Origin of the sequence: Paenibacillus sp. FSL R5-0810 (assembly GCF_038002285.1) — a bacterium.
GTDB lineage: Bacteria > Bacillota > Bacilli > Paenibacillales > Paenibacillaceae > Paenibacillus_AQ > Paenibacillus_AQ lactis.
Genome location: NZ_JBBOCF010000001.1, coordinates 3886238 through 3901277 on the forward strand (window position 1 = coordinate 3886238; position 15040 = coordinate 3901277).

Sequence of the window (15040 nt, forward strand, 5' to 3'; positions counted from 1 at the left end):
GAATTTGGTTAATATTGGTATATTATATTTCTATGAATGCAAGAAATGACTAAAATTAAGAGAATAATCTAACGGCCTTTGGCAACCTGTGATGATCATTAATATCCATAGATAGATTCAGGTATCATCGCAAAGAGCCCAAGAGAGGCACTTTCAAAGAATCGGCTCGGTAAAGGGCAGAGGACTTTAACGTGCAAAAGGCTCATTTCTAACTCGTGTTCAAGTTAGAATGAGCCCTTTCATGTCATTCATGTCAGTTCCCTCGTCCAGCTATCCCATAGAAAAACAATTCCATCCATTGATCCATGCTCCAGGTCATCCGCTCTTGATTCGCTGACTCCCAGTGCCGACGCAGTTCATTCTGGAACATCGTGAAATATCGCATCAGCATTTCTTCCGATTGATCCGGCCGAATATATCCCTCCTGCTTGCCGAGCGCGATAAACCTTTTGAAAAAGCCGACGATTTTCTCCTCGCTATAGCGGTCCATCATGTCCATCAGCCCACTTAATTCGGAGGATGGGACTTTCGGAAATTCCTCGCCTAAAATGTTCAGATTACGCGCCTCCAGCAGCATGATTTCCTTAGTCTTCTCCGGAAAAGTCCGCCGGGAATCCAGAATAGCCTCATACTGCTCGAGCTGCTTGTCCATCCAATGGGCCAGAGAATCGGCATATAGCTGCTCTTTCGTACCGAAGTAATTATATATCGTTGCAGGAGAGACCTCTGCTTTCTGCGCGATTTCATTAACGTTGACCTTCTGAAAGCCGTGTTTGAAAAATAATTCAATCGATGCCTCGAAAATTTGCTCCATCTTCTTCTGCTTCCGTCGTTCGTAGCCGTTCATCAGCCTTCACCTCATATGTAGTTTAATCAAAGTTTTAGACTGATTCAATAGAGATACTACAAAACATATTGAACCATCGGATTCAAGTCGATATAATTGTTTTAGAGTATAACAATGAATTCACTACATAACTTTTAAAATAAGTGTGTGGATGTTCCAATCATGATGGGAGTGAAGCGAAATGAAACAGCTGCGAATGCCTTCTTATTTGCACGATGTATTTGGAGAAAAGCAGTCCGTAGGAGCCATTCTGACAATCCTGCTGTTCGGAGGCATGCTGACGGCTGCGTTATATTACCGATTCCCGGAAATGACCGGGCATTTGCCGGCATGGCGCAACATCCTGGCCTTATTGTTGATCTTCGACGTGTTTGCCGGCTGCATTGCGAATTTTACGGCTTCCACCAGCAACTTCTATGCAGTGCGGCCTGCCAATCGAATCGTATTTATTGCGATACATGTCCATATCGTCCTGATCGCTTTTCTTCTAAATACCGACACGGAATATGCCTTAGGAATATGGGCTTATACGGTTATCGGAGCATTGATCGTGAATGCCTTAATCGGGAAGCACACGCAATTATTCGCAGCGAGCTTGATGATGGCCGCCGGCCTGGGCTGCATGCCCATGCTGCCGGGAATCACGCCTTATATGCTGATCATTGGTATGTTGTTCGTGATCAAGGTATTGTTCGGCTTCGCTGTCGATCATTATGGGAGGGGGAAACCCTGCCGGTGAAGGGTGGAGGATGGAATTGGAGTACTTGAGAAGGGGCAAAAAAAACGGTAGCCCCACACATCCTGCTTCATCTTGATGAAGTTTTTCAACTTAAGAAGGTGTATAACTCGGGAAATGCTATGATAAATTTAGAATAAGGAGCAGTCAGCCAGGACTGCTCCCCTATACAGCATTTGCAGTGGGATTGCCCCACTCCGTGTTTCACAAGACAGTAACCCGTCTCATTCAGGCCGATCAACCTGTAGCGGGTTACTTCTTTTTTCGTTCATAACGAATCCCCTTCCGCCTGCCTCAGCCTATCGCCAAGCACATAAGCCAGATGCTGTTCGGCCAAACGCATATGTCGGTAAAAGGTCGCCCTGCTCATATGAAAGGATGCTGCGAGCTCGCTTTTATTCCGGTCCTTGCGCAGATAACCCGCGATTAAGATTTCCTTCTCCATTGCCGTCAGCGGCCCCGCCTGATGAGTGTCGGCCAGAATCTCCTGAATGGTTGCCCTCACCTGCATCCCGCTCCAACAGAAACGCCGCATGACAGGGAGTTCTTCCAGCTTGTCTAGCTCAAACAGCCGTTCCAGCATTTGCTTCATTTCATTTCTTTCAATGGATAGACGATGATCGTTCTCCCTTGGAAGCGCTGGTTGAGCTGCTGCTGTCTCTGTTTGCCGAATGATCCGCTGAATCCACTGATCAAAGGCCGATTGCCGAAAATCAAGCTCCCATGTCGTCAACTCGATGCCCGCGAATCCCGTCACTTTCCCGCACGCTTGAAAGCCTAGTACCGATAATAAGGCATTCAACTGCGGATCCGCTGCCGCCAGGATCCCCCGCAGCCCCCTAGTCATATGGACCAGCCACTGCTGCATCAGCAAGGCCCCCAGCTCTTCGGGGCGATATAAGGAATGCTCGGAATTGACTGCGGACAACAGGACGAATATCGTATCGGCCGCCTCCAGAGGAAGCTCATGCAGCGAAAAAGCTTCTTCGCCCAGCATCTGTCTGCATCCAGGCGCGTATCGTTCCAGCAAGGGCATGCTCAAGGCGTGCAGCCACAGACCTGCGCAGAACGCCAGCGGTCTCCCCTTCTCGTCCCGCACAACAAAGATCCCCTCGGGAAATCGAGCGGCAATCCCGTCCAGCAAAGCCGGGTAATCGGCGGGTTCGACCAGCTCGGACTGCCAGTCGGAACCGAGAATCGACGCCTTCATAAAGCGTTGCAAATCCGGCAGATCCTCCAGCTGGAACGGCTTCTGCTCGCCGGGCTTCAGGCTTGAAGAGAAATTGGCATAAGCATGGGCAGAGGGCAAAAATTCGCGGTACAGCTCCAAGATATGGGCGCTCAGGCGCATCTGCATCCGGTGATCGACCGAATGGAACCGCTCCGCCAGCAGGACGAACGCTCGATGGCGAACCGCTTCGAATTGCTCGGGGGTTCTGCGCGCGAAATCCTCCCGTAGGATTCGAGCGACGACCTGGTGCAGCGATATTCCATCCATCGTATCCCGAACAAATGAAAGGGCCGTCAGCTGGTAGTAGTCCGCCCCTTCCAAGGGCTTGTCCAACAAACGGTTCAGCAGCGCCTCATCGGCTGCCGGCAGGAGCGACAAGGCCGTCAGCGCGCGGTAGAGGTTGGGGGAGGCTGCTTCCCGCAAAAATTCGGCGCTCAAAACTGCCGGAACTTCCCGCCATACATCCCGCTCTTCCGCAGATTCGGAAAACAGCATATCCACGGTCAAGGCGAGCGACAACGGGTGGCCGTCCGTCTTCTGGGCAATCTCCCTTTGCAATTCCACAGGCAAGCCGCTGCTACCTAAATAATCGTAGACCTCTTCTCGCGTAAACAGCCGCAAAGGGAATCTTCGTAGTCGGGACTTCCATTCCGGATTCGTCTGCCACTGGAGCGGCAGTCCATTGCGCGAGGCACATACGAACAACACGCGGGCAGACTTCAATTCCGGAAGGAAGCTCGAAAACAGCCAGCCTTCCAGCCTTTCAATCTCCTCACAGTTGTCTATGAGCAAGACGGTAGGCACCAGCGACAACTCCGAAGCGATGTAAGACAGCAGCGCCGCATCCCGATCCCGGGTTCTACCGTATTCGGTTGCCAGACTCATCTCCAGGCTCGCCAAAAAAGAACCCAATGTCGTTAAGCCGCCTCGTCCGTCCAGCCAAAGAGAACGTACGGAAAACTGCCTTGCCGTGCGAGCCATTTGAAGCAGCAGCGTTGTTTTGCCAATGCCCCCGATCCCTGATATCGAAAAGATGGATGTCTTCGCCTGGGCGTCCGTCAGCCAATCCGTGAAGCTCATCATTTCCCGATCAAAACCGATGATGCGATGCCTTGCCATGTTCTCCATTCGTTATATCCTCACCCCATCCGCTTCCCGCAAGCCGAAATCCGCTAACCAATCAACCTTCTATTTGTATACTATACTATGTTTCGAGATTGCGGACAGGCATGATAATGGAAGAAACGCAAAAAAACGCGCACATTCCTGGCCGGAATGTACGCGTCAGCTATTTGGTTGCGATTAGTTGATGAAATTCAAGTAGTGGAGCATCCGATATAAGAGAGCGGCGCTTTGGGCCCGCGTTGCAAATGCCTGCGGAGCGAACGCTGCATTCCCGATGCCTTCGATCAAGCCCGCGGCCAGCAGCTCGGCAGCCGGTCCCTTGGCCCAGCCGGATACCTCGGCATGATCCGAGAAACGTTCTAACACGGAGGCGTCCTGCTGCGGAAGCTCACCGGCGTAACGGACCGCTCTGCCCAGCATAACCGCCGCCTGCTCTCGCGTGACCCCAGCGTCCGGACGGAACGAACCGTCGGCATAGCCTTCAATCAGGCCGGCCGCGGAAGCCGCTCCAACCGCACCCGCGTACCACGCTTCGTTCGGCGCCACATCAGCGTAAGAAGCTCGCTGCGGCTTATCGGCCAGTTCGAGCGCACGAGCGAGCATCGCTACGAACTCGGCACGGGTCACCGTACGGTTGGGGTCAAACCTGCCGTCAGCCGATCCGTTCACGATCAGCTTGTTCTCCATCCGCTCGATATCGTCTTGCGCCCAATGTCCCCGCATATCCTCGAAGGTTCGGTTAGAGCGTACCGCAGTGTATACGCCGTTATGCGCGCTGTACAAAGTCGCCGTCTCCCTTTCGAAAACGGACGGGACATAGTGCAGCTTCCCAGCATCATCCACCCGGATGACCGTGGAACGATCAGGATCAGCCACAGCGTTCATTGAGAATGTCCGCTCCATGTACGTGCCCTCGGCTTCAAGTCTCTCATCACCATCGCCGTACAAGTCAAAGCTCGTCGGTTCCGCCAGCATGACGTACCCTTGGCGGGCCAGCTCTTCCTCCAGCGCGCGGTTTGCAGACTTCGTCATTTTCGCAATGGCGATCGTTACAGCCGCTCGATTCCGAAGGTCGCTTAGAACGTGCAGCGGAACGCTGTAGCTTGCGCCGTTCACCCCAATCCGAATGGCGGCGTTCGGCCTCGCCGCAAGGAGTTCCTGCAGCGCTTCCGCCGGAAGATCCACCTTCACCACCGGCTCCTCATTGTCGATGTCGATGACGATTTCATCCCCGCCGGCAGCCCACGACCGAACCAGCTCGGAGCCCGGGATAAGCCGTAGAACGGTGCGTCCGTCCTGCTCCTGCTCTTTCTTGATGGTCACCTGGACGTGTTGGCCGTTGATCCTTACGGTCATCCTTGTATCCGGCGTAGGGGCAGGGACAGGAGCGGGAGAAGGAACCCCGCTATAGGATGGTGATTCTGGTTCAGGGTGATAGGCAGCTCTTAGATCGATGCGTCCTACATCAGCTGTCTCACCCGCCAAGACATTCACGGCTGTCGTATGGCTGCCATAACCCTCTGCCGTCACCGTAAGCGTATGGATGCCTGCGGTCACGTTCGTTAGCGCAAAATCCCCATTAGCGTAGGTGACGTCCGTTACGCCGCCGGCCGATACCATCGCACCGGCCAGCGGCGTATTGCCAGTGCCGTATACCGACCCGATGACCGTCCCTGCAGCCACAGGAGCGGACTTCACCGTCACCGTAGCGGAAGCCATATACCCGCCGTCAGCCGTTGTCACCGTAATGACTGCCGTACCCTCATTGATCGGCGTCACCTCGCCGCTCTGGTTTACCGCCACGACGGCTGGGTCGCTGGAGGCCCAGGCGACCGCCGGGTTCGTCGCATTCACCGGCGTAAGGACGGCTGTCAGCTTCTGCGAAGCCCCTCCTACCGCAAGGGTTAGCTCCGTCTGATCCAGCGTCACTCCCGTAACGCGGACCTGGTCTTGAATGTGAGCTGCTTCTACCTGGACGCTGCTCCATGCCTCGATGGACTTCTGTTCATCCACCTCAAATACCTGAAGATATTGACCCGGAATCGGATGCAAAATATCCGTGCCTAGCGAGTATAGGACCGCTTCGCCATGCAGCGCAGCCCCCCTTAGGGGACGCACACCGGCATCTGGCCCGAGCAGATATGCAAACATGTGGCCGGGATCGCTCGGGACCGCCGTCACGCTTGTCGACCCGTTCGCGCTGCCTGGACTAACGACAAATCCGTCGATGTCCGGAGCAGATTCATCCACGTGCAGGGTCAACACCGTGCTGACGGTGCTTCGGCCCGCATCGGTTGCCGAAACCGCAACCGTGAATGTGCCGCTCTCCTTAGGACTGCCTTCGATCATGCCATAGGCTGTCATCGATAGGCCATCCGGAAGTCCGTAGGCATTCCATGTCAGCCCGCCCCTTGAACCATCGAAAGCGTCCATCGCAATCGAATAGGGGGCGTCCTTGATTGCCCGCGGAAGATCGGTCGTCAAGATGCCGGGGCGTAAATAAGGATAGCCGCCATTGACGCCAGCATCAATGGCCCAAAGATCGGTGAAATCCCAGCCATGATAGTTGGAGGCTACCTTCATGTCATTGGTCGTAAGGCCCGTGAGATGAGGCGAGCCTATGATATCCCCACTCCCCACGCCAGTGGTTAAGGACGATGCCTCGATATCATAATACGAGGCGTTGATCGTGGCAACCGCCATGGTTCCGATAAAACCGCCCACGGCGTAATAGATAGCGCTTCCGGATTGCATGACGGCAGCCGAAGAATAGCTGTTGGCAATGGTTCCGTATATCAGTTGTCCGGCTAAACCGCCCCCAAAATAATAGTAACCTCCCCCCGAATTCGTTACCGTTCCGGTGGCATACGAGTCGTTGATCGCGCCCGCTCCCTGAGATCCGACCAACCCTCCGGCATACTGATTGGGGGTATCTCCGCTCTTCACGGCAGCGGATGAAGATGAGCGGAGAATGCTCGAATCGCCATTGGCCGCCCCGGCCAACCCGCCTGCTGCGCTCACGTAACCCGTATCTCCGGCCGTAACCGTGCCCTGCGAATGCGAGTTGATGATGCTGCCGCCGATCAGATGACCCACCAATCCGCCGGCATAGCTGCCACCGTTCACTTGAACCGTAACGTCCAGATTACGGATCGTACCCGAAACACGGCCAAAGAAGCCGGTAAACTGCAGAGCTCCTCCAGCAATGGTGAGGCCTTTGATCCGGTGTCCCCTTCCGTCGAAAATGCCGCTGAAGACGGTCGCTTCATCGGCTAAGGGCACCCAATCGTATCCGGTCATATCGATGTCGCCGGTCAATCGGATATTCCGATCCAGATAGGACGCTTGATTCCGATCGATATAGGCCAGTTCCTCTGCGGTCCCGACCCACACCCAACCGTCCGCTTCGGACGGAATCGAGGCGCTACCGGACCGGACCACAGACGCAGCGGAAGCCAAGGGAGCAAGCACCGCCGAAAAAATGAGCAGTACCGCCAGCATGATGGACATTTTTTTCATAAACCCGTTTCTCCTTTTACATCAGCGAAGTCAAGCGATGAGTCGTAGATATACTCCGTGATCTGATAGATTCAACATCTTCAATCAGTGTAAACCAATTGTCGATCAAGAACTGTCTCATTTTTGTTTCATGTTCAAGGAGGGCTGTTATAAACGAAAACCGAGCCAATCCCAGAGGCCGACCCTGCGTTCCGCTTCCATTTTCTGAAATATATATGTCATTTTCTGAAATTAATCAGTCCTATTTTTCTAAGACAAGAGGCTGATATTCGGTTTGCAAAAATAAAGCGCATGAGGCGAAATCAAGAGGAACGGGACCTAATTAATGACGTTTTTGTAATCTTTAGACCTAATTTTGTGACACTCTTGTCATTTTCAAAGCAGCGGCATCCAGGAAATGGGTGATGCACTTTCTCTAAAAGTGCGTTAGTCTAATTGCCGGGAGATCACCCGATTAACCAAGGAGGGATGCCTCGGCACATCGGATGGACACCCAGTCTTGCCAGTTCTTCTATCCTGCAAACCCCAATAAGTTGACGGGGCGGGTACCAGCACCTTAGAGAATGCAGCATGCTACGGCCATTAACAGGGAGGAAGGCTGCAGGCTATTCCCTATTTTCCAACTATTCCTATGGGAAAATATATTTTCAGGTGACTGGGCGGATAAGGGGAACACCCATTTAGACCCCTATGATCGCTTGAAATCAAAACGATCACGAGATGTACCGGTACATAGTACGGCGCATGCCATAGAAATGCGTGAAGGGGCAAAAGCCAAAAATAAGGAGGAGCTTATACCATTGAAGTTAAGATCACGATTATTCTCTAAACTTGTTGCACTTACCGTTATTGGAGCCATCGCTGCCGCTCCGCTGCAGATTGCAAACGCAGAATCGAATGATGGAGGAGCGCGTCCGTGGATGAACACATCTCAATCCGCCGAGAAACGCACGGAGCTATTGCTTGACGCCATGACGCTATCCGAGAAAATTGATTTTGTTACCGGGAACGTCAATAACAATTACGGGTTTTATAACGCTCCTATTGAGCGGCTTGGCATTCCCGCGTTAACGATGGCCGACGGGCCGACCGGCGTGCGGGTCGCCAATCCGGAAATTCAGGATAAACAATCGACGGCTCTCCCTACTCCGATTGCGCTGGCCGCAACCTGGAACACGAAAACCGCTTCGGAGTACGGAGACCTGGTGGGCAATGAATCCTTTAACACCACCCATAACGTCCTGCTCGGTCCGGGATTCGATATTGCCCGTCTGCCTTGGGGCTCCCGGAATTTCGAATCCATGGGGGAAGATCCTTTGCTGCAGTCGAAGATGGGCGTTGCTTATGTCAATGCGGTGCAAAAATATCCGGTTATCGCGACAGCCAAGCATTTTCTGTTGAACAACCAGGAAACCGACCGTTTCACGGTGAACTCGATCGCTAGTGAACGCGCGATGCAGGAAGTATACCTGCGTCCATTCGCCGCAGCCATCGAGAAAGCCAGCCTGGGCTCGGCCATGTGCTCCTTCAATGAGATCAACGGCACGCCGGCCTGCGAAAATAAAGAGGTCTTGACTACGATGCTCCGAGACCAGTTGAACTTCAATGGTTTCGTCATGAGCGACTACGGCGCCAACCTGAGCACGGCTCCTTCGGCCAACGCGGGTCTTGACTTGGAAACCCCCGGGGACCCTTACGGATTTTGGGGCTCTAAGCTTATGAACGCCGTCCAAAACGGCGAAGTCTCTGAGGACGTCATTGACAAGATGGTAAGCAATATTCTGTTCCAAATGTTTGACAAGGGGCTGTTTGATCATCCGGCGGTAAATAAACAGATTCCGGCAGCCGAGCATGGAGCGAAAGCACAGCAGATTGCCGAAGAGAGCATGGTGCTTCTGCAAAACAAAGATAATGCTCTGCCGCTGAAAGCAGACAGCCTGAAATCGATCGCCGTTATCGGTCCGGATGCGGACAACTATGCAACGGTTGGCGGCAGCTCGCTTGTGAAGCCGACTTATACGGTAAGCCCGCTGGAGGCCATCCGCAAACGTGCCGGAAAGGGTGTTGAAGTGAAATATGCAGCCGGTACCGATCCGATTTCCACCGCGGATATTATGAATGGACCATCGGCCATTCCATCTTCGATGCTAAGCCCCGTTGATGAGAACGGTAATGTAATTCAAGGCGAGCATGGACTTCGCGCGGAATATTTCAATAACACGAATCTCGAAGGCCAACCTTCCGTGGTACGCACGGATGGCCAAGTGAATATGAACCTTGGTTTTTATAATTATGACGGATTAAACGGACAGTCCTCCAAGCTGACTCCCGTCCCTGGCGAATTGAACGGCAGAATGTCGGCACGCTGGACCGGCGCGATTGCAGCCCCACAGGACGGCGAATACACCCTGTCGCTCTCGAGCTTCGGCTCCAGCAAGCTGTATTTCGACGGCAAGCTTCTGATCGATAATAAAGGTGAGAAGGTGGCTACCGAGAAAGCGACGCTGCAGCTGAAAGCCGGCGAAAGCCACGACGTGCGCATTGAATACCGCACGGATTGGACGGACGGCGACAGCGATTTTGGCGGACTGGTCCGCTTCGGCTGGGAAGCGCCGGAAGAGGTAACCGATTCGAAGATGCAGAAGGCTGTTGATCTTGCGGGTAAATCCGACGTTGCCGTCGTGGTGACGCGTACCTATGAAAGCGAAGGGTACATCGACCGTTCCGACCTGGATCTTCCGAATAACCAGGAGCAATTGATCAAGAAGGTGGCTGCAGCTAATCCGAATACGATCGTGGTTCAAATGAGCGGCAGAGCCGTGCAAATGAACGGCTGGCAAGATGACGTTAAATCCATCGTGCAAGCCTGGTATGCCGGGCAGGAGCAGGGTGACGCCATCGCCAGCGTGCTGTTTGGCGACGTGAATCCATCCGGTAAACTGCCGATAACCATTCCTGTCGACGAGCATTCCACCCCGGTTTCGGATGAAAAGCAATTCCCTGGAGTAAACGGAGACGCGGAATACTCTGAGGACATTTTCGTGGGATATAAAGGGTACGAGAAAGAAGGCATCCAACCGGCGTTCGCGTTTGGTCACGGCCTGTCCTACACGACCTTTGACTATAGAAATCTGAAGACGAAAGCTAAAGGGACTGGGCAGGACTCCACGATTGAAGTCTCGCTGAACCTCCGGAATACGGGAGCTGTAACGGGCGCGGAGGTTGTGCAAGTCTATGCAGGCAAGCTTCCGACCAGCGTAGCAACACCGTCCAAACAGCTGGCTGGCTTTGCCAAAGTCGAGCTTAAACCGGGCAAACAGCAGCGCGTAACGGTTAAGCTTGATCCTAAGGCCTTCTCATATTGGGATGAAAATAAAAAGAGCTGGGTTATGCCTTCCGGACAAGTGCCGATCTATGTAGGCGGCGCCTCCGACGACATTCGCCTTACAGGCAGCGTCGCTGTTAAAGGCTCCGGCAAATAACCATACGATTCATTCATTCTATTCATCAATTCTTAGCCTGGGGCGTTTTCGCCCCGGGACTTTTTGTTAGGAGATAAGGAGGAGCGGAATTTGAAACTAACGGAGAAGACGGCGGTATTGAAAGGCGAGACCGCGGCCCAAGCCGTAACAGAAACCAAGCTCCTATCCGGCCGGGCGAATAAACCGGGAAGCACACAGCGGCGCAGACGGTTCCTGCTCAGTCTGCTGCTGCTCGTTCTCCTGCTGCTGATCTGTTCTATAGCCATCCCGCCCGGTACAAAAGGCGAAATCTCTTCCGAGGTATGGCTAACGACCGGCGATCAGACCAACCTGCTCACCCAAAAGGCGCCCGTCGCATTCACGAATCAAGCTTCAAGCCAGGAAACCCTCAACATCAAGGTGAATCCGGAAATCCGTTATCAAACCATGGACGGTTTTGGCGCAGCGATTACCGGCTCTTCGGCTTATCTGATCAACCATACCATGACCGAAGCTCAGCGAAGTTCCCTTCTGGGCGATTTGTTTACGGAAGAAGGCATCCGCCTCAGCTTTGTCCGACATACGATCGGCGCTTCCGATTTTTCCGTGGATGAACAAGGCCGCCCGAGCAGCTATACGTATGACGATATCGAATCGGGAATGGATTACGGCATGGAGCACTTTTCAATAGCTAAGGATGCGGATGTGGTCTCCCTGCTGCAAAACATGCTGAAGAAAAACCATGCGGTCAAAATACTGGGCACCCCCTGGACCGCCCCGCCGTGGATGAAATATGGGGAGAAGACATACAACGGCTGGTATTTGGATTATACCAATCCCAAGGTTTATGCCGCTTATGCGGATTATTTCGTGAAATACATTCAGGCGTATGAGGCATCGGGAATTCCGATTTACGGCCTGACGGTTCAGAACGAACCGGCATTCACGTCGCCGGACTATCCAAGCATGAGCATGGGTGCCGAGGAGCAGGCACGGTTCATCCGGGATTACCTCGGCCCCGCCTTTACCAAGCAAGGGATCGGGACTAAAATTATCGCTTTCGACCATAATTGGGGACTTGGGGAAGCGTACGCCCGACAAGTTCTTGGAGACGCAGGAGCCGCTTCGTATATCGACGGAACCGCGTACCATTGTTATGAAGGCTCCGCGGAGGCCATGTCGGCCGTTCACCATGATTTTCCGGACAAAAATATATACCTTACAGAATGCAGCGGCGGACAATGGAGCCCGGACTTTGGCGACAACCTTAGCTGGCAAATGGACCACCTGATCGTCGGTGCACCGCGAAATGCCGCCAAAACGGTTCTTTTCTGGAACCTGGCGCTGGACCCCAGCGGGGGGCCGACCAACGGAGGCTGCAAGGACTGCCGAGGTGTGATTACGGTGAATCCTGCAACGGGAGACGTGGAAAAAAACGTGGAATATTATGCTCTCGGGCATGCCAGCAAATTTGTGGATCCCGGGGCTGTCCGGATCGCATCTACTCGTTACAAAGGTAAATTAGAAACCGTGGCATATGAGAATCCCGACGGCTCCCTTGTCCTGATCGGCGCCAATCCAGGAGCCGAGGAGCTGCCCTTTAGCGTGGAATGGAACGGTAAAGCTTTCTCTTACAGCCTGCCTCCCCAAAGCGCCGTCACTTTTAAATGGCTGCCGGGTTCCGGGAGCCGCTCCTAAAAGGAAACGTTTAGCTTTCTAGACCTTCTATCTTTATCAGACCAGTCTTTTGTTTCAAGTCAAGGAGGCCTGTTATAAACAAAAAAAACCGAGCGAACCCCAGGGACCGGCCCTGCTCTTCGCTCGGTTATTTCTGCTTCAAGTTAGTTCCTGCACATTGCATGCGGAATCCTTCCAAACATATGCTGCATTAAAAATGCGGAAATCATCCTAGAGATAGATGTCTTAACTTATCCGGATTCGCGACCGTATAGATTGTCTGAATTTTATGATCGCGATAAGCGAAGGAATACACGTATTGGACGGTTTCATCCAGCAGGAATCGGATCCCCGGGAGTCCGTTCACCATGAGGAAAGAGTACGTAAATCGGCCTGCATACGTTTTGATCAGGAACTGATGGAATTTCAGCACGAGTTCAAATCCAACCACAGGCACTTGCGCCGCTTTGACTTTGCCTCCGCCATCCGAGTAGAAAACCACATCTTCGCTAACCAGCTCTAGCAGTCTAGTCGTATCTCCCTGCAACAGCGATGCCACGAAATCCTTGATATGCTTCTCCGCCGTCGATACCGACGGATGCTGGTCCGGATCGAAATGGATGCTCTTCTTGGCGCGATGGAAAATTTGCCGGCAGTTCGCGTTGCTCTTCCCGACCATATCGGCAATTTCTTCAAACGAATACTGGAAAATCTCCCGCAGGAGAAAAACCGCCCGTTCCATCGCATTCAGCTGCTGCAACAGCAATAGGTAGGCCGTGGAAATCGACTCTGAGCGCAAATACGTGTCGGAGGGATCGCCAACCGAAGCGCCATCCGAAGCCCCCCTCTCAATGAGAGGCTCCGGGAGCCAGGGGCCGACGTACAACTCCCTTTTTTTGACGGATGAGCGTAAAAGGTCCAGACACCGATTCGTCACGATTTTGTATAAATACGCCCGTTCATTTCGAATGGCATCCGCATCCTGAAGCCTTTCATAACTCAGGAAGGCCTCTTGTACGATATCCTCCGCATCCATGACGCTTCCGAGCATTCGATAGGCTAAAGAAAAAAGCGGAGCTTTATAAAGCTTATACAATTCCTCGATGCTCATAAAGGTCAGTCCTTTCCTTCCTTTCAAGGGAGAGGATGTGTTGCACCGCTCTTTTGGCACTTGCCGTCGCGGCATCCACCAATAGTTCACCATGTGACGCCCAATCTCCTGCTACATATAAACCGCTAATTTCGGGAACGGCCGGTCCGGGATTAACACGTCCGTTCACATGCATAAAATCATGAGAAACCGTCATTTTCGGCAGGTATTGTTTGACAATCAGCTCTTCCCGCCACCCCGGCTGCACCAAATCCAGCATCCCCTCAAGCTCGCGCAAATCCTTATTCGGGTCGGTCTCTTTCCCTTGGTATTTCAGAACGGATATGACTTGCGCACCGTCGTCGCTTAGATAAGCGGCACGGGATTGATTGGAAAGAAAGACGGTTTGATCGATGCCGTATACAAATTGTTGTTTGGGTTTCGGTAGACGTCTCAATGCAACATCCAGGCAGGCTGCCGTGATTTCGATCGCTTGTTCTTTCCAGGTATGAAGGGCGGTTTTTTCTGAAAAAGGCACCAGCTGATGGGCAATCGAAGGCGGTGTGGCGAGAACGACATGGTGTGCGCCGATCTTCGCTCCATCCTTGCACAGCACGTGACGCACGCTGCCATCCTGGACATCGATGGACGTAACCAGGCTGTTCGTTACAAACCGCACGCCGAGATCGGATGCCTTTCTTCTTAACGCTTCGACCAATTCGCCCCAGCCTCGGTCCAGATACAACACACCTTTAAGGGCACTTTGAAGCTGCTTCAATGCAGGACCCGCTGCAGGCAAATCCGGCCCCACCACATAACTTGCGGTTCGCAGCAAGGAATAGAAAATATTACGCACCATCGGATCCCGCAAATTCGATTCGACCCATTCGCGAATACTGATGCGATCATAGGGATGGGTATCCATTTTGCCGAGTTTCCCCAGCCAGGCAGCAAGCTCCAGCTTCCCTTTCCAAGACAAGAGCGGGGTCGTGAATAAAGATTTCATATCCGTGGGCAAAATGCTCAATTTCCCCTTCCACACCCCATAACCTTCAATCGAGGGCTCCGCTCCCTGAACGTGAATTCCCAAATCCATGAAAGTTGCGTAAGCATCTCCCTTATACAAGGCATGCCCGCCCAGATTGAAGTAAGCCCCTTTTTTCTTCATGGACATGGCCCGGCCGCCTAATCGTTCCTGTTTCTCAATGATGAGCGTTTGCTTCCCTGCTTTCGCTGCATAAATTGCAGCGGTCAACCCGGCAATCCCTCCGCCAACAACGACCACATCATACTGTTGCATCGTTCATCATTCCCTTCGATTTTTACCTGTATGACGGGCAAGGGGTGCGGAGTG

General features: G+C 53.0%; 8 protein-coding genes. 3 read left to right on the forward strand and 5 right to left on the reverse strand.

Annotation, left to right across the window (positions count from 1 at the left end):
* Positions 1-253: 253 nt before the first annotated feature.
* Positions 254-847, reverse strand: coding sequence for a TetR/AcrR family transcriptional regulator (locus MKX76_RS17420; RefSeq protein ID WP_144870946.1), 594 nt, complete (start codon positions 845-847; stop codon positions 254-256).
* A 181-nt stretch (positions 848-1028) separates the two neighbouring features.
* Here MKX76_RS17420 and MKX76_RS17425 point away from each other — a divergent pair, with 181 nt between their 5' ends.
* On the forward strand, positions 1029-1586 hold the full coding sequence (locus tag MKX76_RS17425) for a hypothetical protein (RefSeq protein ID WP_341034298.1): 558 nt from the start codon (positions 1029-1031) through the stop codon (positions 1584-1586).
* A gap of 265 nt (positions 1587-1851) precedes the next feature.
* On the opposite strand, the gene MKX76_RS17430 is transcribed toward MKX76_RS17425, so the two are convergent.
* Positions 1852-3942 (reverse strand): bacterio-opsin activator, encoded by a 2091-nt coding sequence (locus MKX76_RS17430; RefSeq protein ID WP_210095360.1) that lies wholly within the window; start codon positions 3940-3942, stop codon positions 1852-1854.
* 174 nt (positions 3943-4116) lie between these two features.
* Positions 4117-7458, reverse strand: coding sequence for an S-layer homology domain-containing protein (locus tag MKX76_RS17435; protein WP_341034299.1), 3342 nt, complete (start codon positions 7456-7458; stop codon positions 4117-4119).
* A gap of 800 nt (positions 7459-8258) precedes the next feature.
* Between MKX76_RS17435 and MKX76_RS17440 the strand changes: the two genes are divergently transcribed.
* Together MKX76_RS17440 and MKX76_RS17445 are read left to right on the forward strand one after the other, a co-directional pair.
* Positions 8259-10940, forward strand: coding sequence for a glycoside hydrolase family 3 C-terminal domain-containing protein (locus MKX76_RS17440; RefSeq protein ID WP_341034300.1), 2682 nt, complete (start codon positions 8259-8261; stop codon positions 10938-10940).
* A gap of 90 nt (positions 10941-11030) precedes the next feature.
* Positions 11031-12617 (forward strand): glycoside hydrolase family 30 protein, encoded by a 1587-nt coding sequence (locus tag MKX76_RS17445; RefSeq protein WP_340901496.1) that lies wholly within the window; start codon positions 11031-11033, stop codon positions 12615-12617.
* A 205-nt stretch (positions 12618-12822) separates the two neighbouring features.
* Here MKX76_RS17445 and sigJ read toward each other — a convergent pair whose 3' ends face one another.
* Together sigJ and MKX76_RS17455 are read right to left on the reverse strand one after the other, a co-directional pair.
* Complete coding sequence (sigJ, locus tag MKX76_RS17450) at positions 12823-13707, reverse strand: RNA polymerase sigma factor SigJ (RefSeq protein WP_341034301.1); 885 nt, start codon at positions 13705-13707, stop codon at positions 12823-12825.
* Positions 13685-14986, reverse strand: a complete 1302-nt coding sequence (locus MKX76_RS17455; RefSeq protein ID WP_144870934.1) for a phytoene desaturase family protein — start codon at positions 14984-14986, stop codon at positions 13685-13687. The genes sigJ and MKX76_RS17455 overlap by 23 nt, the downstream gene beginning before the upstream one ends.
* Between the last annotated feature and the right edge of the window lie 54 nt (positions 14987-15040).

What these genes read in the sequence shown, in the direction of transcription:
- MKX76_RS17455 (WP_144870934.1), bottom strand. Translation starts at nt 14,986, where the DNA reads ATGCAACAGTATGATGTGGTCGTTGTTGGCGGAGGGATTGCCGGGTTG.
- MKX76_RS17435 (WP_341034299.1), bottom strand. Translation starts at nt 7,458, where the DNA reads ATGAAAAAAATGTCCATCATGCTGGCGGTACTGCTCATTTTTTCGGCG.
- MKX76_RS17425 (WP_341034298.1), top strand. Translation starts at nt 1,029, where the DNA reads ATGAAACAGCTGCGAATGCCTTCTTATTTGCACGATGTATTTGGAGAA.
- MKX76_RS17420 (WP_144870946.1), bottom strand. Translation starts at nt 847, where the DNA reads ATGAACGGCTACGAACGACGGAAGCAGAAGAAGATGGAGCAAATTTTC.
- MKX76_RS17430 (WP_210095360.1), bottom strand. Translation starts at nt 3,942, where the DNA reads ATGGAGAACATGGCAAGGCATCGCATCATCGGTTTTGATCGGGAAATG.
- sigJ (WP_341034301.1), bottom strand. Translation starts at nt 13,707, where the DNA reads ATGAGCATCGAGGAATTGTATAAGCTTTATAAAGCTCCGCTTTTTTCT.